Consider the following 23,636-nt stretch of genomic DNA (forward strand, 5'->3'; position numbering starts at 1 on the left):
AATCGCTCCATGTTTGTGAGCAGTCATACAAAAATTATAAGGAAGGGGAGTGTCTGAGAGCTTTGAATGAACTTACCTATTATCTGCCCATTCTATTAATTGTAACCGCCAATGTGTTTTATAACATCTGCACGAAATCGACACCGGAGACGGTCAATCCTTTTTTATCACTGTTGGTTACGTATCTGGTGGCAGCGTTATTGACGTTGATTCTGATGCTGGCCAATGGCTTGGAAGAAGGAATCGTCCAGTCGGTTAAACGACTGAATTGGACCAGTTTTGCCCTGGGGATTTCGGTTGTCGCCCTGGAATTTGGTTACATAACCGCCTATCGGGCTGGCTGGAATATTAGCCTGGGGTCGCTGGTTGCCAATATCTCATTGGCGATCTTACTGATTCCCATTGGTATCTTGCTATACAAGGAGGTTTTGACCACCAATCATCTGGTAGGTATTGCTCTTTGCCTGGTAGGGTTATTTTTTATTAATCGATAATTACATTAAATTTAAATAAGGAGACGAATGCCGGATGCAGTTTAAAACAGCATATTTTGAGGAGCTCTGGTTAAGTGACAACCAGAAAAAAGAACCAACTGCAGAATTTTGGGACTTTCGGGCGGAGGAATACAATCTTTCATCGTCAACCGGAGACGCTCAGTTAAATCGTAAAGACAAGGTTCAGGCCTTGATTGACAAAGGGATTATCACGAGTGAAACAACCGTCCTGGATATCGGTTGTGGGCCGGGACAATTTGCAGTTGAGTTGGCAAAAAAACAAAAAAAGTGGTGGGGCTGGATTTTTCTAAAAAGATGGTGCACTATGCCAGAGAAAATGCCGCAGCTGCGGGGTTACAAAATACCGAGTTTATTCTCTCGGATTGGGACAGCTTTCACTACCTAGAATCTTTTGATCTGGTGATTGCCAGCATGTCACCGGCGATTTGCAAACCGGATCATCTTTATAAAATGATTGGCTCCTCCAGAGGTTTTTGTTATCTGTCATCGTTTGTGGAACGACATAGTTGTCTGAAAGAAACACTCTACACACTAACAGATCAACATTATATCCGCCAGTTTAATAAGCTGAACTATATTTTTAATATTTTATGGACAAAGGGTATTTTCCCGGAACTGACATACGAAACGGGGCTTCACAAGCGAGTTTTCCCACTGGAAAAAGCAAAGGGGATTTATAGCCGGGAGCTTGCCGTTTTAGATAATCCGGATCAGCTTGCGCGGGTTCATCAATATTTGGAAAAAGTGGCAGAAAATGGGGTGGTTACTGAAGCTTTGCAACAACGAAAAGGCGAACTGATCTGGGAAATAGTTTGATGTAGAATAAATATGTCCGCCATTTTATTGCTAAATGGCGGACATTTGAAATGGACAGTATCAATTCGATGTGGAGAAATCCAGCTTTGTGATGCGGGCTTGGGAAATCCGATGGAAGACGATGAGCGATCCCATCAGTAGTCCGACTGAGGTTAACCAGGTCAGCGGAAGATTTCCATAGCTCAAACCAGCTATCAGATAACCGATAAAGCTGCAGGATGCCACCAGCAGGGCATAAAGCATCTGGGTTGAAACGTGCTGGATATGATCGCAGCCAGCCCCGGTGGAAGAAAGAATGGTTGTATCCGAAATGGGTGAACAATGGTCGCCGAAGACGGATCCCGCCAGTGTTGCTGACAAAGTTACGACCATTAGTTCCGGGGCGGTGTATTGGGAAATCATGACGACAATCGGAATGAAGATCCCAAAGGTACCCCAGGCCGTTCCGATGGAAAAGGACAAGAGGGCCGAAACCAGGAAAATCATGGCCGGGATCAGCCCCACTGGGATACTGCTGGATTTAACCAGTTCGCCAATAAAGAGGCCGGTACCCAGCAGATCCTGACATAGGGCACCGATAGTCCAGGCAAGGGTTAGAATAATATAGGCCGGAACCATGGTTTTGATTCCTTCGCCGATGCCACCCATAAAGGTTTTAAAACCAATCAGTTTACGGGGGATAAACAGCAAAAAGGTCACAACCAGAGCCCAGAAGGCGCCCATTACCAGGGCTGCCGAGGCATCACAATTGCCAAAGGCTTCCGATAAGGTCAAGCCTTCACCGGACCAGTAGCCACCGTTTTGGAGCATCGAGAAAATTGAGAAGGCAATCAGTGAGCTGATTGGAATAACCAGATCCCAGAGTGTGCCTTTGCCATCCATCAGAATTTTTTCTTCCAGTTCAGTATCCAGGGCTCCCAGCTGACCGGTTTCGGTCGCTCGCTGTTCAACCCGGGCCATTGATCCGAAATCCAGATTGGTAACAGAAATAATTATAACCATCAAGATACTTAACAAGGCATAAAGGTTGTAAGGGATGGTCGCCACGAAGGCACTCAGTTCATTTTGGAAAGCTCCCGTTTCATAAAGGGTCGAGCCGACCGCTGCTGCCCAACTGGAAATCGGGGCGATGATGCAGACTGGTGCTGCGGTGGAATCGATGATGTAGGCCAACTTGGCCCGGGAAATCTGATATTTGTCAGTGACCGGTTTCATAACCGTGCCAACGGTGAGGCAGTTAAAATAATCATCAACAAAAATAATAACGCCCAGAGCACTGGTGGCCAGCTGGGCACTGCGGCGGGATTTAAGCTTGGTGGCGGCCCAGTTGCCATAAGCCCGAGAACCTCCGGCAATGGTTACAACATAAACCAGGGCTCCCAGCAGCCCCAAAAATAAGATGATATTAAACTTGCCCGGTTCACCAACGGTTTCAGCCATCAGGCCAAAAGCAACCGTACCCATTTCAACCACACCGCCGCCGCTGTTAACGACATAGATCAGGGTTCCGGATAGAATTCCGATTAGCAGGGCGGAGATAACTTCTTTTGTAATCAACGCCAGAACAATGGCAATCATTGGTGGAATAATGGACAAAATGCCCACATCGACTGTTTCAAACAATTTTTTCTCCTCTCATAAACATAATATTTCAGATAATTGCAAAAAGTTCATAAATACGTTTCACCGCTTGATATTACCTGACTTAAATTTTTTAAACAGGGTGTAGTCTATCATAATTGATTGCGTTAATCAAATGCGCATTTTAGAATAATTGTCGGAGCGGGGCGATGGGACTGAATATTTATTCTGGGACGGGGACTGTACAAGCTGATAAGAATCATGTAAGATAAGGTGTGCTAAAATGAGTTAGGCAGTTTAAAAATTATAAATATGAGGAAATGAATGAATAATTATATCGAAAAAAATATTTTGCCCCTGGTGACAAAACCAATCACCTATCTTGGTAATGAGGTGAACGCAGTCCATAAGATTCCGAGTCCGGAGATGATTCGTTTTGCCTTTGCTTTCCCGGACACCTATGAGGTGGGAATGTCTCATTTGGGCATGAAAATACTCTATGGGTTACTCAACGAAGAAAAAGATGTCTGGTGTGAGCGGGTCTTTGCGCCCTGGGTAGATATGGAAGAACAGTTGCGTCAGCATGATTTGCCATTATATGGCCTGGAATCGATGCTGCCCTTGAACGACTACGATTTTGTGGGCTTTACACTGCAATATGAAATGAGCTTCAGTAATATTTTAAACATGCTGGAATTAGGAAAGATCACCCTGCGCAGCGCTTTGCGAGAGGAAGACGAGCCCTTTGTGATTGCCGGGGGCCCCTGCGCCTATAACCCGGAGCCACTGGCTGATTTTATTGATCTTTTTGTCATTGGTGAAGCGGAAGAGGTGATTCTTAAAATTATGGCTGCCCACCGGGAATGGAAAAAAGCTGGTGGCAACCGCCAGGACTTTCTAAAAAGGGCAGCTCAGATTGACGGGGTTTATGTCCCGGCATTTTATGCGGTCAGCTATGATAAGCAAACCGGGCTAATTACCGCCTTTTCCCCGATTGTCAAAGAAGCACCACCAACGATCCGCAAGCAATTTATTGAAAACCTTGATCAGGCTTACTTCCCGGAAAAAATTGTAGTATCCTATACCGAAACTGTCCATGATCGGATCAGTTATGAAATATTCAGAGGCTGTGGCCGGGGTTGCCGTTTTTGTCAGGCTGGGATGATCTACCGCCCGACCCGGGAAAAAACCGTGCCAACTATCCAGGCAAAAATCAAAGCGCTGATCGACGCCACTGGCTACGATGAGGTTTCACTGTCATCGCTCAGTACCGGTGATTACAGCGAAATTGAAGCCCTGATTAAAAACCTGGTTTGTGATTATGCGGATGGAAAAGTCAGTATTTCCTTGCCATCACTGCGGATTGACTCCTTAAGCATTGAGATGTTGGAAGAAATCCAGAAAGTTCGCAAAACCGGTTTGACGCTGGCACCAGAAGCTGGAACCCAACGGATGCGGGATGTCATTAATAAAGGTGTTACTGAGGAAAATCTGCTTGACACGGTACGAACGGCTTTTGAAAAGGGCTGGGGACATGTTAAACTGTATTTTATGATTGGTTTGCCGGGGGAAACGCTGACAGATATCGAAGGCATTGCGGATTTAGGGCAAAAAGTTGTGGATGAATACTTTAAAATTGATCGGGAAGTCCGCAACAAAAGTTTGAAAGTCGTTTTAAGCACCTCTTCCTTTGTGCCCAAGCCATTTACACCTTTTCAGTGGATGGGCCAGAATACCCGGGAAGAATTTAAACAGAAACAACGTCATTTAAAAGCCAGTATTAAAGATCGCAAGATTTCTTACAGCTGGCATGACAGCGGGGTTAGCTTCTTGGAAGCAGTCTTTGCCCGGGGTGACCGTCGTTTAGGTTCGGTGCTGGAGATAGCCCATCAAAAAGGTTGCCGCTTTGATGGCTGGGGCGAATGCTTTGATCTGCAAAAATGGATGGATGCTTTTGACGAGGCCGGGGTTGATCCGGATTTTTATGCTTTACGAAACCGGGACTACGAAGAAATTCTGCCCTGGGATTTTATCAATACTGGCATTACCAAGGACTTTTTACAAACCGAAGCAAAAAAAGCCGAGACAGCTTTAACAACACCGTTTTGTCCCGATACGTGTTCAAATTGCGGCATTATGGAATTCAAGAAAGGATGGAAATGCAATGGTTAAAATTCATTATCAGTTTAAACGCTCAACCCCGCTGCGTTTTTTATCCCATCTGGATCAACAACGATTGTTTCAACGGGCGTTTCGCCGGGCGAATATCCCGGTTGCATACTCCCAGGGTTTTAACCCCCATCCCCGGATGTCATTTGCGCTGGCGATGTCGGTGGGTTTAACCAGTGACGCGGAGTATGGTGAGGTGATTGTATCTACGGACATCGATGTGGACACCTTTATTCACCGGATGAACCAGGCACTGCCGAAGGGTCTTGAAATTATTGCTGCAAAAATCTGCGGTGAGGGGGTCGAATCCCTGTCGGCATCGCTTTATCAAAGTGACTATCGGATTCGCATCAAGGTCATGCCAGAAACAGATTTAAACGAATTGGCAGCATCTGTGCGCATGTATCTGGAACTTCCACAGATTTTGATCCAGAAAAGAAATAAAAAAGGAAAATATGTACAAAAAAATATCCGACCCTTTATTGAATCGATTTCGGTATGTGCAGACGCCGAAATCGATCATGTCAATGTAAAGATGACGCTGATTTATATCGAGCAGCAATGTGTCAAGCCGGAACAGGTCTTAGCGAGTTTCAACGATCAAATCAGAGCGGTTTTTGTGATCGATCCGACGATCGAATTACATCGGGAAAAACTGCTGCTTAAAGTCGATGCTTAAGGTTTACAAAAGAAATAAAAACGTTTACAAAAAATGCCTTTACATTTCAAAGAAACGTGCTATAATTTAGCTAAATCAAAGATCAACACGATCCTTTTCACAATTGATTAATAAGATCATTGAAAAGTAAATAAACCTTAACAGCCGATAAGATTAGAAAGACGGTGATTTGTTTAGAGATAAAAATTTAAAATAACCCGAATGGATGAATAAGATTTTATCGATTGTCATTTCCAAAGATGCAGCAGTTCTTAAAACCAAATTGGGTAGGCGGCATCGACATTGATGGCCTGATTAATTGGCGATCGGTATTTAATTATGGACGTGAGCATCACTTTTTAAGTGGTGTGACCATAAAAATAATAATGGATCAACGATAATTAACCACATAATGGAAATGACGATTTGCCACTGAAACGGTAAAAATTTGAATTGAATAAAAAATATCCTGAAGAATTTTGCCAGTTAAGCGTTTATTACTTTTAGAAAAGTGAAGAAGTGGATTTTTGGTGAAATGAAAGGGGTGAGTCCAAAAGGAATGACATCTGAAATCGAAAGCTGAAGCCGGTTCTGCATTTATTGTGGAATCGGCTTCAGCGTTTTTTGCGGTTAATTAATTATTTTAGTATAAAAATGTTAATCCAGTAATTGTATTATACTTTATAACTACAAAACATAGAAGGTGAGGATTTGCAATGAAATCATATGTATTAATTATTATGAAACCCGATGCGTTGGAGACGGAATTAGTTGAACCGATTATAAAACGGTTTATCGAGCATGACTTCAGGATCGAGATGATCGGATATAAGAGCGTCAGTGACGACTTGATCTTAACCCATTACGCCCACGTAGTTGAAAAACTGGGAGAATCGTTTAAAAAAATGGCCATCACAGCTTTTGCTGGGAAAGCAATGATGCCCATTATTCTTAGTCAGGACGGGGAAAATGCCATCGGCAATGCCCGGGAATTAACGGGCGCCACCGACCCGGCCCGGGCTGAACCGGGAACGATTCGGGGTGATCTGGGAACCGATTCCTTTGATAATGCCGACCGGGAAGCTCGCTGCTGTAACAATCTGATCCATTGCAGTGATTCAAACGAAGCTCTGCTAACCGAACTTAAACTCTGGTTTGCGCCGGAAACCTATCAACTCTTTGCGTCGCTAATCCAAGTGCTCAATTGAATTCGAGTGATTTACCGGGCAGTGCTTCCGGATTGGGTTAAAATATCTATGGAAATGACAATAATTACCTCTTGCCTGGGCTTAAGATAGGCTTAAGGTAAATACTTGTCATTTAGAATGTTTAGTATTGTGAAGCAAGATAAATAATGATAAAATGATCCCACTATAATTTTAAGGGGGTTAAGATGAATTTTTCGGAAATTATTGCAGCTGTCAACAATTTTGTTTGGGGACCTGTAATGCTGGCGTTACTGATGGGAACCGGGATCTTTTTGACAGTCCGGTTAAAGTTTCTGCCATGGCGAAACTTGGGTTATGCATTGAAATCGGTTTTTGCTAAGCAGGATCCATCAAAAAAAGATTCGAGTGGGGATATTTCACCCTTCCAGTCTTTAATGACGGCGCTGGCAGCGACCATTGGTACGGGTAACATTGTCGGGGTGGCGACCGCCATGGTTCTGGGGGGACCCGGAGCGCTGGTATGGATGTGGATCAGTGCTTTGTTTGGTCTTTCCACCAAATACGGGGAAAGTGTTCTGGCGGTTAAATACCGGGAAACCAACAAAGAAGGTGAAATGGCTGGCGGGCCGATGTATGCCATGAAAAACGGTTTTAAAAATAAAACCATCGGTGCAGTACTGGCAGTGTTGTTCTCAGCCTTTGCGGTGATCGCTTCTTTTGGAATCGGTAACATGACCCAAGCCAATTCTATTGCCAGCGCTGTTGTTGGAACCTTTGGTATTCCTACCTGGATTACCGGAGCAGTTATCACAATTCTGGCTCTTGTTGTATTACTGGGTGGGATTAAAAGTATCGGTCGGGTCTGTGGTGTCATTGTTCCCTTTATGGCAGTCTTTTACTTTGTGGCCGGTATATTAGTAATTATTATTAATTTTGAAAACCTGCCTGCCGGTCTGGCTCAAATCTTTACAATGGCCTTTTCACCCACAGCGGTGGCTGGTGGGGTTGGCGGTACGGTGATTGCCAGCATGCTCAGTGCCATGCGTTGGGGGGTTGCCCGGGGGGTTTTCTCCAATGAAGCCGGTTTAGGTTCGGCGCCAATTGCGGCGGCCGCTGCTAAAACGGATCATCCTTCCCGTCAAGGTTACATTAACATGACCGGGACCTTCTTCGATACCTTGGTTGTATGTTCCATTACCGGTCTGGTAATTGCTTCTTCCGGTATGCTTGGTACCATGACCGAAGCCGGAAAACTGCTCAGTGGGGCAGCGTTAACGATTGCCGCCTTTGAATCAGCATTAGGTCCGATCGGGGGCTACATCGTCACCATTGGGATTATGCTGTTTGCTTTTTCAACAATTCTGGGCTGGGAGTATTATGGTGAAAAATCATTGGAATATCTGATTAAAGCGCCAATGGCAGTGAAAGTTTATCGACTGTTTTACAGCTTAATTGCTTTTGTCGGCGCCACCACTGCTCTGCAGATTGTCTGGGATTTCTCGGATACGATGAATGGATTAATGGCAATTCCTAATCTGATCTCATTACTGGTTTTAAGTAATGTCATTGCGAAAGAGTGTTTTGATTATGAAGATAAAGTAATCAAGCCGGAACGTGAATTGCGAAAATTGGGAAAAAAGGCAGTTGTTGATAACGAATAGCAACTGTGCTTAAAATGTAATAAAGTGTCCGCAGTCAATGGATGATCTCAACGAGATCCAAACTGCGGACACTTTTATGTTTACTTGATTTTTCGGGCATGCACCGCAAAGCGGGCATCATCGAAGGTGTAGATACAGGTGGACAGGGTCAGCACTTCATCGTCCGGGGAAACAACCACACCGGTATCATACAGTGAACGGGCTTTGAGTCGATTCATATAGTTGATAAACTCGGTGTCACTTGAAAAACTGGGCTGGCGATAATCGTATTCGGCTTCGGTAATATAAACCGAGAAGATCTCCCAATCCCCGGGATTGCCAGGCTGATCAAACTGAATCACCGGATGGGCTTTAAAATAGGCCTGATCCTGATAATTCCATAAGCTGCCAAACATTGATTCATCTGACATATAATGACCATAGAGTACGTGATTCCGGGTTGTCACCGGATCACTCAAGTAGTCCCGGAAGATGGCGCCCTCGAAGGATGATTCCTTTAAAAAATTATGAGACAGATAAAAATCGTTATCAGTGGTTTGGGTAACCGGATATTCAAGGGGTGTCCCTTCGATTTGCACCCAGCCAATGGTATCGGGGTTGATGGACAGCAAGGCATTAAAATCAATTCGATCGGCAATCTCGGTACGGTTTTCTTTGGCGACGGCAATTATTTTATCCTTTTGCATGTTTTGATTGATCATTGGATAAAAATTATAGATTATGAATCCCATAGCAAGGATAACTAATAAAACAACAGCTACAATTTTTATTCTAGGCATGTTTTTTTGCAATTTCATTTTCCTCCTAAAGCTCAATTTATTTTATTATACCCATCATACGAGAAAACCCCCAAATAAAATAAATGATTTCAGTTTTTTTAGGTGTATTATCATGTCAAATGAACATTGTTAATATTTTGATTGACTTTAGTAACGCACCATGTTAATATTTATAAAGTTATGTAGCCGCACACACAAGGTTTTAAGTCGAAAGCACCTTTTGTGGCGAGTCTGGTATGAGGAGGTGTAGAACTATGTATGCAATTATTAAAACAGGTGGTAAACAATACCGCGTTCAGGAAAATGATGTGATTCAAATTGAAAAAATCAATTTCACTGAAGCCGATGTAAAAGAAATTACTTTTACTGAAGTTTTAGCAGTTAACAAAGATGGCGAAATGATCATTGGTACGCCAGTGGTTGAAAATGCTGTTGTTAAAGCAGAAATTTTGGAAGTTGCCAAAGGACCTAAGGTTATTATTTACAAGTATAAATCTAAAAAAGATTATCGGAAAAAACAAGGTCATCGACAACCATTCATGAAAGTTAAAATTACTGGCATTCAAGCCTAGGCATTTATGATTTCAGTAAAGATTTGTGGTAAGCATAATAAAGCAAGTGAAATAATTGTGTCTGGTCATGCCGGTTTTGCCGATCATGGCGAGGATATCGTTTGTGCGGCTGTTTCGGTTTTAACCATCAGCATTTTAAACGGACTTACCGAAATTGTTGGGCGAAAAGATCTTGGCGAAGTGATCGAAGAGGGCTATGTCCGTTTTATCATTCCCGAAATCAATGATGAACCAACGAAATCAAAAACAGAAACACTTATTTCGACTTATCTTCTGGGAATCCGGGGGATTAAGGAAGCTTATGGAGATTATATCCAGTTTGAAGAAGTATATAAATAGGAGGTGAACAACATGTTAAAAATGAACCTTCAACTATTTGCCCATAAAAAAGGGGTTGGTAGTTCAAGAAATGGTCGAGACAGCGAATCGAAACGTCTTGGCGTAAAAAGAGGCGATGGTCAATTCGTACTGGCAGGAAATATTCTAGTTCGTCAAAGAGGAACCAAGATTCACCCTGGTACTAACGTTGGAAAAGGCGGCGATGATACATTATTCGCTTTAGAAGATGGAATTGTCCGTTTTGAACGAAAAGGCAGAGATAAAAAACAAGTAAGTATTTATCCTCGGGAAGCCATCTAGTTTCTCAGTGACAAAATAATACAGCCATAAAACCTCTTATGCTCGTTTTGACAAGATAAGAGGTTTTATTTTTATGTTGTTCGGGTAAGTACCCTAAAAAAGCGAGGTAGCAATGTTTGTAGATAAAGCAGAGATTATTCTGAAGGCTGGTAATGGCGGACATGGTGGAATGAGTTTCCGGCGCGAAAAATATGTCCCCAACGGCGGTCCCGATGGCGGGAACGGAGGTCATGGCGGCAATATTGTGTTTATGGCCGATAATGGTTTTCGAACCCTGATGGAATTTAAATATAAAAGAAAACACAAGGCAGAAAATGGTGAAAACGGCACCGGCGGTCGCTCCACCGGTAAAACCGGAGAAGACCTGATCATTAAGGTTCCGGTTGGAACGATTGTTAAAGATAAGGATACCGGACGGATTATCTGCGACCTTTCCGAACACGGACAAAAATACCGGGTAGCAGAAGGCGGTCGGGGTGGTCGTGGAAATATGAATTTTGCAACAGCTACCAGACAGGCACCTCGTTTTGCTCAGGGTGGAGTAAAAGGTCAGGAACGAACTGTTATTCTTGAGCTGAAACTGCTGGCTGATGTGGGTCTGATTGGATTTCCCAATGTTGGGAAATCAACACTGCTCTCGGTAATCACCAAAGCCAAACCCAAAATTGCCAATTACCATTTTACCACCATTGTCCCTAATCTGGGGGTGGTTGAATGGCGAAATTTTGATCCGTTTGTGATTGCCGATATTCCCGGTTTGATCGAGGGCGCTCATGAAGGAACCGGACTGGGTGACCAGTTCCTCCGTCATGTGGAACGAACCAAGCTGCTAATCCATCTGTTGGACGCAGCTGGCAGTGAAGGCCGGGATCCCCTGGAAGATTTTAAAGCGATTAATTTAGAGTTGGAAAAGTATAATGAAAAACTAGCCCAGAGGGTGCAGATTGTCGCTTTGAACAAGGTTGATCTTCTCGCTGATGCTGGCGAAACAGCTGAACTCAAAGCCGAACTCGAAAAACTCGGTTACGAGGTTTTTGTAATTTCAGCAGTAACCGGCCAGGGGCTTAACGAACTGCTTAGCCGAACGATAACCTTGCTGGATGAAATCGGTGAGGTTGAACCGATTTTTGACATTGAACCAGAGACTGAATCCGTTTATACCCCTGACTTTATGGAAAAACAATTTACTGTTGAAAAACGTGATCATTTATATATTGTTAAAGGCGATTTCCTGGAGCGACTGATTACATCCGTTAACTTTGAAGATTTGGATTCAGTTGGTTTCTTCCAGCGGGTGCTAAAAGATAAAGGCGTATTTGCAGAGTTGGAAAAAATGGGCATTCAGGATGAGGATGTTGTTCAGTTGGAAGACATCGAATTTGAGTATTTTAAATAGATTTTGCCCATAATAATATGCTATAATAGCGTCGTAGAAAGTTGAGAAAAAATGTTAACAAGTAAACAAAGAAGTTATTTAAGAAAGCTGGCCATGGATATCCCTGATATCATTTTCGTTGGCAAGGAAGGCGTTACCGAGCAAGTTATTGTGCAGACTAGAGATGCCATCATTGCCCGGGAGTTAATCAAGGGAAAGGTTCAGAATAACTCCATGGAAGAAGTTGGTGACGTCGCCCGGGAATTGGCCGCTGCCACCAAAGCGGAGATTGTCTGCACCATCGGTAACAAATTTATTCTTTATAAAAAGAATTTATTAAAAACGAAAATTGAGGTTCCCACTAAAAATGCAAAACCCATCAAACGGGTTAAGAAAAAATCATTAAGCCCATCACGAAAATTCACTAATTCATAAAAAGTAAAGGTTTGAGATGAAGAAAAAAATCGGTCTTCTGGGAGGAAGTTTTAATCCCATCCATACGGGTCATCTGCTGTTGGCAGAGTCGGCTCGGGATCAATATGAGTTGGATAAGGTTTTGTTTATTCCCACTGGGAATAACCCATTTAAATTATCGCAAGATGAAATTGCCAGAGAACACCGGTTAAAAATGGTGGAACTGGCCATTGCCAGCAACGATCGTTTTGAGATATTAACCCATGAAATCGACCAGAGTGGCATCACCTATACCATTGACACGATTAATAGCATTAAAGAAATATACCCGGACTGTGATTTTTATTTTATTGCCGGGGCCGATTTAATGTTTGAGATTACCTTGTGGAAGGGTGCGCCGGAGCTACTTAAGTCGGTAAAGTTCATTACCACCTTCCGCCCGGGCTATAGCCATGATCGCCTGGATATGCGGATCAAAGAACTTCAGGAGATTTATGGGGCATCGATATTTAAGCTTTACGCCACGGAAATGGACATCGCCTCTTCCGATATCCGCTCCCGGATTAAGAATGGTTATTCCATCCGGTACCTCTTACCCGATCCGGTGGAAGCCTATATCCACGACCAGGGCCTCTATTTGCCAAATGGGACACATGGGGATCAACATGAACTGGACTGAGATCACTACAGATCTTGAAAATAAGCTGAGTCCAAAACGCTTTCGCCATACAATTAACGTGGTTGGCGGCTGAACAACTGGCGAGTCGTTTTGGGGTTGACCTTAATCAGGCCAGACTGGCGGCACTACTGCATGACTGTGCCAAAAATATGCCGGACGAAAAGCTTCTCGGCTATGCCAAAAAGCATCAGATTAAAGTCGACCGGGTCAGTCGCCATGATCCCCAATTACTTCATGGCCCGGTGGGTGCGGTATTAGTTGAAGAACGCTATGGCATCACCGATGTGGCGATTCAACATGCGGTGTGTTATCACACCACCGGGTGTAAGAAAATGAGCACCCTGGACAAGATTGTTTATTTGGCTGATTATATCGAAAAAGACCGATCTTTTCCTGGGGTTGAGGCCATTCGAGCGGCAGCAAAAACAGATCTTGATCAGGCAGTTATACTGGCATTATCCAATTGTATCTGCCATGTCGTAAAAATTGGTGCGCTGCTTCATAAGCATACCCTTGAAGCACGAAATGATTTGCTGATTAAAACCAGAAATCTATGAAAAAAAGTAATCAAGAAATTAAAAAAAGAAAGTGAGTGATCATTATTAATCCAGATGAATTTGCACAAAAGATTAAAGAGTGGATTGAAGCAAAAAATGGCGATGATATTGAAGTCATCGATGTTACGGAGATGACCTCCATTGCAAATTATTTTGTTATTGCCAGTGGTAGCTCTGAGCGACAGGTCAAGGCGATCGCCGAAAATATTGAGTATGAGGCCCAAAAACTGGAGATCTTTCCTAAAGGGGTTGAAGGTTTACGTGAAGCCCGCTGGATTTTGCTGGACTACTACGATGTGATTGTCCATATCTTCCATGCTGAAGAACGGGAGTTTTATAATCTCGAAAAATTATGGAAAAACACTGTTGTCAATCGATAGACGTCTGTTTACAAAAAAGCGCTGACCAAATTTGAAATGGTGGTACTTCTTGTTCCAAGGGAACGGGAAAACCCACCTTTTTAAATGTCAGGAGAAATGTTTTAGACGAAAATAAGAAAGAGGTAATAATGAAGATAGGAATCGTTGGCTTACCCAATGTTGGGAAAAGCACCATATTTAATGCATTAACCAAGGCCGGAGCAGAGTCTGCCAATTATCCATTTTGTACGATTGATCCCAATATCGGGGTTGTCACTGTACCGGACCCCCGTCTGGCGATTTTGGAAAAAATGTACAATTCTAAAAAGGTTATTCCCACCACCATCGAATTTGTGGATATTGCTGGTCTGGTACGAGGCGCAAGCAAGGGGGAAGGGCTGGGCAACAAGTTTCTTTCACATATTCGGGAGGTTGATGCCATAGTCCATGTGGTTCGTTGTTTTGAAGATGACAACGTGGTGCATGTGGAAGGAAAAATTGATCCCATTGATGATCTGGAAACCATTAATCTGGAATTGATCTTTGCTGACATTGAAATGCTAGATCGACGGATAGAAAAAAATAAAAAGTTGGCCAAGACCAATCCTCAGGAAAAGGCAAATATTGAGGTGGCGATGCGGCTGCGGGAAATCCTAGAAGGTGGCAAAATGCCCAATGATGAGGATTTTTCTGCGGATGAATGGGAATTTATCCAAACCATTCAGCTGATTTCCATCAAGCCGGTACTGTATATCGCCAACGTTTCTGAAGATGATCTCCATGAAGATAATGATATGGTAACCCGTTTAAAAGCAACAGTGCGGGAAAACCACTCCGGCAGTCATAAAGACATCATTAAAATATCGGCTAAAATTGAAGAAGAAATCGCCCAGTTTGACGAAGTCGAAAAGACGGAGTTTTTATCTGATATGGGTTTGGACGAATCAGGCCTGGATCAGGTTATTCGCTCTGGCTATAAACTGCTGGGGCTGATTACTTTTTTAACCGCTGGCCCCCAGGAAATTCGGGCCTGGACAGTTACCGAAGGTACGAAGGCACCCCAGGCTGCCGGAAAAATACACAGCGATATTGAGCGGGGTTTTATTCGAGCTGAAATCACCAGTTTCGATCAGCTGGTTGAAGCCGGTTCGGAAGTAAAAGCCAAAGAAAGTGGCGTGACCCGGGTAGAAGGTAAAGAGTATGTCATGAAAGATGGCGACGTAACTTTTTTCCGCTTTAATGTATAACAAATATCGTTTGATTTATTTAATTGCCGTGAGCGTTGCTGCCATTTACGCTGGATAATTACTATCCAGGGCAAACGGTACTGTCTGCTTCTATTCATCTAAGCAGAGTATTAAGAGGTGTAACAACTCGGCAGCAAAGAATTTTTTTATTAACTTATTCCCAGACTTAAATCCCCGAAGACCTGGAGGTTACCGTGAAAGATCTTGTCCTAGTAGCTATTAATGCCAAATATATCCATACGAATTTGGGGGTGCGTTCTTTAAAAGCGCAGCTGCCGAATTTTGATGTCGAAATTGTAGAAATGTCAATTAATGATCCCTTTCATCGGATTGTTAAGTTGCTTCTGGATCAAAATACCAGACGAATTGGTTTCTCCTGCTATATCTGGAATATGGAGATGGTAGTTAAGCTGGCAGAAGTCATTAAAAAAGCGAAACCCCAGGTTGAGATTATTTTTGGTGGCCCCGAGGTTAGTTTTGATGGAGTGGCGCTGCTAAAGGCTTATCTTTTTTGTGACCGGATTATTCAGGGCGAAGGGGAAGCCAAACTAAAAGCGCTACTGGAGTCTGGTAATTATCACGAAGGCCTCAATAAAATTCCGGGACTTTGTTATCGCAGTTCAGCGGGGCAGGTTGTCGAAAATCCTGATACTGAAGCGGTACCCCTAAGTCAATTGGTGTTTCCTTATAGTAATGTGGATATGGCCAGCCTTAAGCATAAAATCATTTACTACGAAACCATGCGGGGCTGTCCGTTTTGCTGTTCATATTGTTTGTCTTCGGCTAAGCAAGGGTTAAATTTGCTGGGACTGGATCGGGTCTTTGCAGAATTGGATTTCTTTATTGCGGTGGGGGTCAAGCAGGTCAAACTGGTGGATCGCACCTTTAACTGCGACGTCGGTCGGGCCAAAAGAATATTTGCCCATCTGATTAAGCGTGGCGGGCCAACAAATTTTCACTTTGAAATGACCGGCGACCTGATTGATAACGAGATGATTAACTTACTTAAGACAGCCCCGTCGGGATTGATTCAATTTGAAATTGGCGTCCAGAGTACGGCTCCGGAAACTCTAGCTGCCATTGGCCGAAAAATCAGTGTGACCCGAACCGGTGACCATGTAAAAAAACTGCTAATGCCACAGAATATCCACATTCATCTGGATCTGATTGCCGGCTTACCTTTTGAGAACTACGATAGTTTCAAGGAATCCTTTAATCATGTGATCGCTCTTGCCCCAGATATGCTGCAGGTGGGCTTTCTTAAATGTTTAAAAGGTACCCGGATTCGCAGCGAGGCGCTAATTCATCAGTATCAGTATGCCAGCTTTCCGCCCTATGAAATTATTTCAAATAAGTATATTAGCGCAGAAGAGCTTTCTCAATTACGTCAAATTGAAGTATTAGTCGATCGGTACTACAATAGTGGCGACTTTAAACAAAGCATGAACTATATTTTTGCGGACAAGATTTTTCTTACTCCCTTTGATTTTTTTGAAGCGTTTTCCTGTCATTGGGAAGATCAGGGCTATTATGATGTGGGCAAATCAAAGGAACAACTCTTTGCTATTTTGCACGAATTTTTCAGGGATCACAAAAAGGTCGATCAGATTGGCGAGTGTCTTCGATACGATTGGCTCACCCAGGGAAATTTCAGAATGCCAATGGGTATGTGTGATCAGACTCCAGATAAAGAATGGATCTTTGAGTTTTTAAAAGAGCCGCAGAATATTGAGAAATATCTGTCTGATTTTATTGATCAGGCACCTAAAAAGATTTATACTCAGGTCAAGTTTCAATATTTTTCAGCAGCCTTTCTTAGCCGCCTCTCCGGAGCGCCGTTATCAACAGCAGAGCAAACGGGATTAGTGGTCTTTTCAGCAACGGGATCGCACATTGTTGTTGAATAAAATATTAAATTTTCTGAAAAGTATTGATTCCCTGCTAGATAAAGGTTATACTGATAGACAATAAAAATAAAAAAAGACGCTGATAAGGACGAGTAAGTTATCCCGATGTTTCAGAGAGTAGGCAACCTGGCTGTAATTGCTTATACAACAGATAATTGAAAACCACCTTGGAGTCGAAGCCTGAAATAATTTGAAATGTTACCTTGGGTACTTTCAATACAGTAAGGTTTTACGGTGCTGACCGTTATTCAGAACTTAAGTGGATTCATGAAAATGAATCAAATTGGGTGGAACCGCGTTGAGACGTCCCTTTGTTTGACAAAGGGGCTTTTTTGTTTTTTAAATTAAAATGGTTTTATCAGTCGGATCGTTAAGATTCCCTGAATGCTCACAATAAACGCCAAAACAAAGGAGAATAAAATGATTACTATTACGTTAAAAGACGGATCCATAAAGACTTATGAACCCGGAATTACAGTGCTTGAAGTGGCCAATGATATCAGTCCGGGATTAGCTAAAAATACCCTGGCTGGAGAACTAAACGGTGAGGTTGTTGATATCCGCCAGGTCATTAATGAAGATGCCACCCTTAATCTGCTGAAATTTGAAGATGAGGGCGGTAAGCACGCCTTTTGGCATACTGGTTCCCATCTTTTGGCCCAGGCGGTTAAACGGCTTTATCCTCAAGCTAAACTGGCCATTGGCCCGGCGATTGAGAACGGTTTTTACTATGATATTGATGTGGATGTAATTATCACCCCGGAAATCATGGAAAAAATTGAAAAGGAAATGGGCAAGATCGTTAAGGAAGGCTTGGAAATCAACCGTTACGAGTTAAGCCGTAATGAGGCGCTGGCTAAAGTTAATGCTGAAGGCGAAATTTACAAAGCCGAGCTGATCGAAAACCTCCCGGAAGATGCCATTATCAGCTTCTATTCACAGGGGGAATTCTCGGATCTGTGTGCTGGCCCCCATATTCAAAACCTCAGTGGGATTAAGGCCATTAAACTGCTCAGTCTGGCTGGTGCCTACTGGCGGGGAGATGAAAAAAATAAAATGCTGCAGCGGATCTATGGAATCAGCTTCCCTAAAAAAAGTGAACTGGAAGCTTACTTAACCCGGTTGGAAGAAGCCAAAAAACGGGATCACCGTAAGCTGGGAAAAGAGCTGGATCTTTTCTCGCTTCAGGAAGAAGGCCCGGGCTTCCCATTTTTCCACCCCAAGGGGATGATTATCCGCAACGAACTGGAGAATTTCTGGCGACAGGAACATCAGTTGCGGGGCTATCAGGAAATTAAAACGCCCATCATTTTAAATGCCGATCTGTGGAAACGTTCCGGCCATTGGGATCATTATCAGGAAAACATGTATTTTACTGAAATAGATGACGCCTCCTATGCGGTAAAACCAATGAATTGCCCCGGCGGCATGCTGGTCTATAAACGCAAAGGCCATTCTTATCGGGATCTGCCCTTAAAGATGGCCGAACTGGGTCTGGTTCACCGCCACGAACTACATGGGGCGCTTCATGGCTTGATGCGGGTGCGAAACTTTACTCAGGATGATGCCCATATCTTTATGACACCCGAACAAATCGAAGCCGAAGTCATCAAGGTGATTGATCTGGCTGATGATGTTTACCGGGTGTTTGGTTTTAACTATAAGGTCGAATTATCAACCAAGCCGGAAAAAGCCATTGGTTCCGATGAAGTCTGGGAAATCGCTACTGATGCTTTAAGAAACGCATTGGAAAAGAAAGAAATCAACTATCGCTTAAACCCTGGCGATGGGGCTTTCTATGGCCCTAAAATTGACTTCCATCTGGAAGACAGCCTCGGCCGAACCTGGCAATGTGGTACCATCCAGCTGGATTTTCAGATGCCGGAACGTTTTGATTTAAACTACATTGGCTCTGACGGCGAAAAACACCGTCCGGTTATTGTCCATCGTACCATTCTCGGCAGTATCGAGCGGTTCTTTGGTATTCTGATTGAGCATTTTGCCGGGAAGTTCCCGCTCTGGCTGGCGCCGGTACAGGTAATGATTATTCCGGTTGCTGATGCCCATCATGATTTTGCCAAAGGCATTGCTGACCAACTGACCGCCATTGGAGTTCGGGCTTCAGTGGATGGCCGGGATGAAAAGTTGGGTTACCGAATCCGGGAAGCACAGATGCAAAAAGTGCCTTATATGCTGGTGGTTGGTGACAAGGAAGCCGAAGGTGGTGACCTGGCGCTGCGAATCCGGGATACTGGGGATGCTGGTCTGATCAGTCTGGCGGATCTCAAAGAAAAGCTGATTGAAAAAATCAAAACAAAGTCATTAACCTTAGACTAATCCAGGAATAATATGGGTCGAATTTGCAATAATGGTTGACAAATTCGACCCATATCAATATAATAAAAAACAATAAAGTGATGACCAGGAACGAGTAATAACAGGATGATCTTTACAGAGAGCTTTCGGTAGGTGCGAGGAAGCAAGACGTCGTTATGAATACATCCTGAGAGCTGCTCACCGAAAGGCACTGCCCGGTAGGCTGAGCCGGATACCAACCGTTACCGTGGTTAAGTGACTTTAGGTTGCTTTCAGAGTGTGATGCATGCGCATCAAAGGCAAGGTGGTACCGCGAATTTGTGTTCGTCCCTGTTAGACAGAGACGAATTTTTTTTGTGTAAAAAGCGAACAATTCAGCCTGAAAAGGTTTGATTGAATAAAAATGAAAATGGAGGAAATGAAAATGAAAAAACACGGTAAAAAATTAATGGCTGTGCTGGCTGTTGCTGCTGTGGTCGCATTAGGCGCTGGCTGTTCAAGCACGGCGACAAAAAATGACAGCAAAAGTGCCACCATAGGGATTGTTCAATACGTTGACCACGTAGCCCTTGATGCAGCCCGGGAAGGCTTTGTGACTGCCCTGGCTGACAATGGTTATACGGATGGGGATAAGATCACCCTGGATGTTCAAAATGCCCAGGGCGATCAAAGTAATCTGTCAACCATCAGTGATCGTTTTGTCAGCAACAAGGTTGATATGGTTCTGGCCATTGCCACACCGGCAGCTCAGGCCATCGCTGGTAAAACGACTGAAATCCCGATTCTGGGAACGGCCATCACTGATTATGAAGCGGCTCGTCTGGTGTCTTCAAACGAAGCACCCGGTGGAAATGTCAGCGGTACCACCGACATGAATCCGATTAAAGAACAAATTGATCTGCTGGTAAAACTGGTACCCACCGCTAAAACTGTTGGTGTCCTGTATACATCCAGTGAAGATAATTCAGTCATCCAGGCAAAAATTGCCAAAGAAGCCATTGAAAAACTTGGCCTGAAATATGTCGAAGTAACGGTTACTAACTCCAATGACGTGCAACAGGCAACTCAATCGATCGTCAGCCAATGCGATGCCATCTACATTCCGACTGACAATGTTTTCGCCTCAGCTATGCCTCAGGTTCAAAGCATTACTTCACAGTCAAAAACTCCAGTCATTTGTGGTGAAGCCGGAATGGTGGAATCCGGTGGACTGGCGACCTTGGGAATTTCCTACTCAGATCTAGGTTACCAGACTGGTTTAATGGCTGTTAAAATTCTAAAGGGTGAAGCTGAACCGGCAACCATGCCGATTGAATCAGCAACAAAGTTTGAATATGCCATTAATGGTGCCGTCGCACAGGAAATTGGCTTAACGATTCCTGCGGATCTTCAGCAATACGTGATTACCGCAAAATAAGTAACTTAAATAGAAACGATTTAGCAAGCAGTAATGAGTACATTGCTGCTTGCTAAAATTATTAATCAACATAATCAATAGATAAGAAGTGAGGCAGAATAATGTTTGAGATACTATTAGGTGCAATATCGCTGGGCCTGCTCTGGGCGATCATGACGATTGGCGTTTATATCACCTACCGAATACTCGATATTGCTGATTTAACAGTCGAAGGCAGTATTGCCATGGGAGCTGCGATCGCAGCTTTTTCAATTTTTAACGGGATGAATCCGTTCATCGCAACCTGTTTGGCCTTTGTCGGCGGGATGCTGGCCGGACTGGTCACGGGGATTTTGCATACCAAACTTAAAATACCCGCCTTGCTGGCCGGTATTTTAACGATGATTGCACTTTATTCGGTTAATCTCCGGATTATGGGCAAAGCCAACCTGTCGCTGCTGCGGATTGACACCGTTTTTACTCCGCTTGAGAACCTGGGATTAAGCCCAACCAATGCAGTCATGCTTTTTGGATTTATCAGTGTGATGGCAATTGTTGGTCTTTTATACTGGTTTTTTGGAACCGAAATCGGTTGCGCCATCCGGGCTACCGGGAACAATCCGCAAATGGCCAGAGCTCAGGGTATTAATACCAATAATATGATTATTCTGGGCCTGGTGATCAGTAATGGACTGGTTGCTCTTTCGGGTTCGTTAATAGCCCAGAGCCAGAGCTTTGCGGACATCCAAATGGGGATTGGCTCCATTGTTATCGGGTTAGCCTCGGTTATCATTGGCGAAGTTATTTTTGGCACCCGAAATTTTTTCAATTGCCTGATTTCACTCGTCCTTGGTGCCATTACCTATCGGATTATCATCGCCCTGGTATTAAAAATGGGGATGCCAGCCAACGACTTAAAACTCTTTACCGCCATTACTGTGGCCATTGCGCTGTCACTGCCGGTCTTTAAAAGCTATCTTCGTCCCATTAAAAAATCGATGAATGGAGGCGATCTCTAAAATGCTAATAATCAATGAAATTGAAAAAAAATTTAACGCTGGCACGGTCAACGAAAAAGTGGCCCTCCGCAATTTTAGTCTATCCCTGGCCGAGGGTGATTTTGTCACGGTTATTGGTGGTAACGGTGCTGGCAAGTCGACTTTTCTTAACTGTGTGGCGGGAGTCTTTGGTGTTGACAAGGGTTCGATTCTGATAGACGGACAAGATGTTACCAAGCTGCCTGAACATAAACGCTCTGCCGTTATCGGCCGGGTTTTTCAGGATCCGATGATGGGTACTGCCGGTAATATGGGGATTGAAGAAAACCTTGCCCTGGCCTACCGTCGCGGTAAGACCCGGTCACTTAGCTGGGGCATCAGCAATAAGGAACGTGAAATTTATAAAGAGTACCTGAGCCATCTGGATCTGGGGCTTGAGAATCGTCTTCATGCTAAGGTTGGTCTGCTCTCTGGTGGACAGCGGCAGGCCTTGACCCTACTGATGGCAACTCTGAAAAAACCTAAACTGCTATTGCTGGATGAACATACAGCGGCATTGGATCCCAAAACGGCTGATAAGGTTCTAAAACTCAGTGACCGTTTTGTCCACGAAGGGAATCTGACCACCCTGATGGTCACCCATAATATGCGCCACGCCATTGAGCATGGGAATCGCTTGATTATGATGCATGAAGGCCACGTAATTTTAGATATCAGTGGTGAAGAAAAACAGAGTCTCACAGTTGAAGATCTACTAAAACGCTTTGGCCAGGTCAGTGGCGAAGAGTTTGCCAACGACCGGGCTTTACTTTCATAAAAAAAACTTGACAATCGATCTGAATAAGCATATAATAGCTGAGTAACAAAGTAGAGGAACACACACTTCTCACCTCATTTCTCAGGGAAATAGGTAAATATGAATGAACGCATAATCATTGTTCGTAAGTATTTTTTTGCAGGTGGAGTAACTCTACCTGCAATTTTTTTATATGGAGGTATATGACTATTAGCAAAGATGTTCAACACGAAATTAATAACGAGATCCGTGATCGCGAAATCCGTGTAATTGACGAAACTGGAGAAATGCTTGGTGTCATGAATACCAGAGAAGCTCAAGCATTAGCCGATGAAAAAAATTTGGATCTAGTGAAAGTTTCACCAAACGCAAAACCGCCGGTTTGTAAGATTCTTGACTACGGTAAGTTTAGATACGAAGAAATTCAACGATTAAAAGAAGCCAAAAAAAATCAAAAAGCTGTGGTTATTAAAGAAATTCGTATGTCGGTTCGAGTTGAAGAGCATGATATTAATGTTAAAATTAAAAATTGCATCAAGTTTTTAGAGCAAGGCAGTCGAGTTAAGGTGGCGATCCGTTTCCGAGGCCGTGAAATGGCTTACACCGAACAGGGAAAAGAAGTATTACTAGATTTTGCTGAGCGGGTTGCTGATCTGGCGGTAGTCGAAAAAGCACCAAAAATTGAAGGCCGAAACATGGTTATGTATTTAGCCCCCAAAAAAGATAAGTAATTCACACTGTTAATTGACTATCTGATTGTGAAACTTTCGTTTCTCAGATATAGTTTTTTATAAATGAAACCTTGTACAGGGAGGAGGAAATAGTTATGCCAAAAATGAAAACCCACCGTGGTGCTGCAAAGCGTTTTAAAATAAAAAAATCAGGTTATATTAAACGTTCAAGAGCGTTCAAACGTCATATTCTTAACAAAAAGAGCAGCAAGCGAAAAAGAAATTTAAGAAAAGCAACTGGTTTAGCTCCTGGCGATGCTAAAGTAGTAATGAAAATGATCAAAATCGTAAAAAGATAATAT

Annotated in this window: 25 protein-coding genes and 3 other annotated features; of the genes, 23 read left to right on the plus strand and 2 right to left on the minus strand. The window is 43.4% G+C overall.

Annotated features, from left to right (window positions below; genetic code table 11):
- The first annotated feature begins 62 nt into the window (after nt 1–62).
- The 3 genes from CHL1_RS08185 to CHL1_RS08195 are packed head-to-tail and all read left to right on the plus strand — an operon-like array spanning nt 63 to nt 1,331.
- A complete protein-coding gene (locus CHL1_RS08185; protein ID WP_228879880.1) occupies nt 63–494 on the plus strand; it encodes an EamA family transporter in 432 nt (143 codons plus the stop codon).
- A gap of 34 nt (nt 495–528) precedes the next feature.
- Nucleotides 529–900, plus strand: a complete 372-nt coding sequence (locus tag CHL1_RS08190) for a class I SAM-dependent methyltransferase (RefSeq protein ID WP_250935991.1) — start codon at nt 529–531, stop codon at nt 898–900.
- On the plus strand, nt 810–1,331 hold the full coding sequence (locus tag CHL1_RS08195; RefSeq protein ID WP_250935993.1) for a class I SAM-dependent methyltransferase: 522 nt from the start codon (nt 810–812) through the stop codon (nt 1,329–1,331). The genes CHL1_RS08190 and CHL1_RS08195 overlap by 91 nt, the downstream gene beginning before the upstream one ends.
- 60 nt (nt 1,332–1,391) lie before the next feature.
- On the opposite strand, the gene CHL1_RS08200 is transcribed toward CHL1_RS08195, so the two are convergent.
- Entirely contained in the window at nt 1,392–2,954 is a 1,563-nt protein-coding gene (locus CHL1_RS08200) for a Na+/H+ antiporter NhaC family protein (RefSeq protein WP_338078305.1), read from the minus strand.
- A 282-nt stretch (nt 2,955–3,236) separates the two neighbouring features.
- Between CHL1_RS08200 and CHL1_RS08205 the strand changes: the two genes are divergently transcribed.
- The 4 genes from CHL1_RS08205 to CHL1_RS08220 all read left to right on the plus strand — a co-directional run bounded on the left by CHL1_RS08205 (nt 3,237) and on the right by CHL1_RS08220 (nt 8,569).
- The gene (locus tag CHL1_RS08205; RefSeq protein ID WP_250935995.1) at nt 3,237–5,084 is read left to right on the plus strand and encodes a TIGR03960 family B12-binding radical SAM protein; all 1,848 of its coding nucleotides are present in this window, start codon (nt 3,237–3,239) and stop codon (nt 5,082–5,084) included.
- Entirely contained in the window at nt 5,077–5,760 is a 684-nt protein-coding gene (locus tag CHL1_RS08210; RefSeq protein ID WP_070371449.1) for a TIGR03936 family radical SAM-associated protein, read from the plus strand. The genes CHL1_RS08205 and CHL1_RS08210 overlap by 8 nt, the downstream gene beginning before the upstream one ends.
- Before the next feature lie 695 nt (nt 5,761–6,455).
- Nucleotides 6,456–6,947, plus strand: a complete 492-nt coding sequence (locus CHL1_RS08215; protein WP_070371448.1) for a nucleoside-diphosphate kinase — start codon at nt 6,456–6,458, stop codon at nt 6,945–6,947.
- Between the two features lie 185 nt (nt 6,948–7,132).
- Nucleotides 7,133–8,569 carry an alanine/glycine:cation symporter family protein gene (locus CHL1_RS08220; protein ID WP_148638229.1) on the plus strand — a complete coding sequence of 479 codons (1,437 nt, stop codon included), beginning with the start codon at nt 7,133–7,135 and terminating at the stop codon, nt 8,567–8,569.
- An 80-nt stretch (nt 8,570–8,649) separates the two neighbouring features.
- On the opposite strand, the gene srtB is transcribed toward CHL1_RS08220, so the two are convergent.
- The gene (gene srtB / locus CHL1_RS08225; protein WP_070371446.1) at nt 8,650–9,366 is read right to left on the minus strand and encodes a class B sortase; all 717 of its coding nucleotides are present in this window, start codon (nt 9,364–9,366) and stop codon (nt 8,650–8,652) included.
- A 156-nt stretch (nt 9,367–9,522) separates the two neighbouring features.
- Nucleotides 9,523–9,591: a sequence feature (ribosomal protein L21 leader region), on the plus strand.
- Nucleotides 9,592–9,602: 11 nt separating this feature from the next.
- On the opposite strand from srtB, the gene rplU reads away from it, so the two are divergent.
- The 16 genes from rplU (at nt 9,603) to rpmI (ending at nt 23,633) form a co-directional block, all read left to right on the plus strand.
- On the plus strand, nt 9,603–9,920 hold the full coding sequence (gene rplU / locus CHL1_RS08230; protein ID WP_070371445.1) for a 50S ribosomal protein L21: 318 nt from the start codon (nt 9,603–9,605) through the stop codon (nt 9,918–9,920).
- A 6-nt stretch (nt 9,921–9,926) separates the two neighbouring features.
- Nucleotides 9,927–10,259: a ribosomal-processing cysteine protease Prp gene (locus tag CHL1_RS08235; RefSeq protein ID WP_070371444.1), complete on the plus strand. Its 333-nt coding sequence runs from the start codon at nt 9,927–9,929 to the stop codon at nt 10,257–10,259.
- 12 nt (nt 10,260–10,271) lie between these two features.
- A complete protein-coding gene (gene rpmA, locus CHL1_RS08240; protein ID WP_070371443.1) occupies nt 10,272–10,559 on the plus strand; it encodes a 50S ribosomal protein L27 in 288 nt (95 codons plus the stop codon).
- Nucleotides 10,560–10,671: 112 nt separating this feature from the next.
- Nucleotides 10,672–11,955 carry a GTPase ObgE gene (gene obgE, locus CHL1_RS08245; RefSeq protein WP_070371442.1) on the plus strand — a complete coding sequence of 428 codons (1,284 nt, stop codon included), beginning with the start codon at nt 10,672–10,674 and terminating at the stop codon, nt 11,953–11,955.
- 51 nt (nt 11,956–12,006) lie between these two features.
- Nucleotides 12,007–12,369, plus strand: coding sequence for a YhbY family RNA-binding protein (locus CHL1_RS08250; protein ID WP_070371441.1), 363 nt, complete (start codon nt 12,007–12,009; stop codon nt 12,367–12,369).
- Between the two features lie 16 nt (nt 12,370–12,385).
- Nucleotides 12,386–13,027 (plus strand): nicotinate-nucleotide adenylyltransferase, encoded by a 642-nt coding sequence (gene nadD / locus CHL1_RS08255; RefSeq protein WP_070371440.1) that lies wholly within the window; start codon nt 12,386–12,388, stop codon nt 13,025–13,027.
- Between the two features lie 62 nt (nt 13,028–13,089).
- Nucleotides 13,090–13,584 (plus strand): bis(5'-nucleosyl)-tetraphosphatase (symmetrical) YqeK, encoded by a 495-nt coding sequence (gene yqeK / locus CHL1_RS08260; protein ID WP_250935997.1) that lies wholly within the window; start codon nt 13,090–13,092, stop codon nt 13,582–13,584.
- Nucleotides 13,585–13,619: 35 nt separating this feature from the next.
- Nucleotides 13,620–13,964 carry a ribosome silencing factor gene (gene rsfS / locus CHL1_RS08265; protein WP_084633633.1) on the plus strand — a complete coding sequence of 115 codons (345 nt, stop codon included), beginning with the start codon at nt 13,620–13,622 and terminating at the stop codon, nt 13,962–13,964.
- A 128-nt stretch (nt 13,965–14,092) separates the two neighbouring features.
- Entirely contained in the window at nt 14,093–15,190 is a 1,098-nt protein-coding gene (gene ychF / locus CHL1_RS08270; protein ID WP_070371438.1) for a redox-regulated ATPase YchF, read from the plus strand.
- 194 nt (nt 15,191–15,384) lie between these two features.
- Nucleotides 15,385–17,097 (plus strand): B12-binding domain-containing radical SAM protein, encoded by a 1,713-nt coding sequence (locus tag CHL1_RS08275; RefSeq protein WP_250935999.1) that lies wholly within the window; start codon nt 15,385–15,387, stop codon nt 17,095–17,097.
- A 70-nt stretch (nt 17,098–17,167) separates the two neighbouring features.
- Nucleotides 17,168–17,411: a binding site (T-box leader), on the plus strand.
- 106 nt (nt 17,412–17,517) lie between these two features.
- Nucleotides 17,518–19,434 (plus strand): threonine--tRNA ligase, encoded by a 1,917-nt coding sequence (gene thrS / locus CHL1_RS08280; RefSeq protein WP_070371436.1) that lies wholly within the window; start codon nt 17,518–17,520, stop codon nt 19,432–19,434.
- Between the two features lie 71 nt (nt 19,435–19,505).
- Nucleotides 19,506–19,748: a binding site (T-box leader), on the plus strand.
- 89 nt (nt 19,749–19,837) lie between these two features.
- Nucleotides 19,838–20,830: an ABC transporter substrate-binding protein gene (locus CHL1_RS08285; protein ID WP_187389306.1), complete on the plus strand. Its 993-nt coding sequence runs from the start codon at nt 19,838–19,840 to the stop codon at nt 20,828–20,830.
- A 101-nt stretch (nt 20,831–20,931) separates the two neighbouring features.
- Nucleotides 20,932–21,828, plus strand: coding sequence for an ABC transporter permease (locus tag CHL1_RS08290; protein ID WP_070371434.1), 897 nt, complete (start codon nt 20,932–20,934; stop codon nt 21,826–21,828).
- 1 nt (nt 21,829) lies between these two features.
- Complete coding sequence (locus CHL1_RS08295; RefSeq protein ID WP_070371433.1) at nt 21,830–22,624, plus strand: ABC transporter ATP-binding protein; 795 nt, start codon at nt 21,830–21,832, stop codon at nt 22,622–22,624.
- Between the two features lie 182 nt (nt 22,625–22,806).
- Nucleotides 22,807–23,334 (plus strand): translation initiation factor IF-3, encoded by a 528-nt coding sequence (gene infC, locus CHL1_RS08300; protein ID WP_084633632.1) that lies wholly within the window; start codon nt 22,807–22,809, stop codon nt 23,332–23,334.
- 95 nt (nt 23,335–23,429) lie between these two features.
- Nucleotides 23,430–23,633 carry a 50S ribosomal protein L35 gene (gene rpmI / locus CHL1_RS08305; protein WP_070371431.1) on the plus strand — a complete coding sequence of 68 codons (204 nt, stop codon included), beginning with the start codon at nt 23,430–23,432 and terminating at the stop codon, nt 23,631–23,633.
- Nucleotides 23,634–23,636: the final 3 nt, after the last annotated feature.

The sequence above is a fragment of the Acetobacterium wieringae genome (genome assembly GCF_023700225.1).
GTDB lineage: Bacteria > Bacillota > Clostridia > Eubacteriales > Eubacteriaceae > Acetobacterium > Acetobacterium wieringae.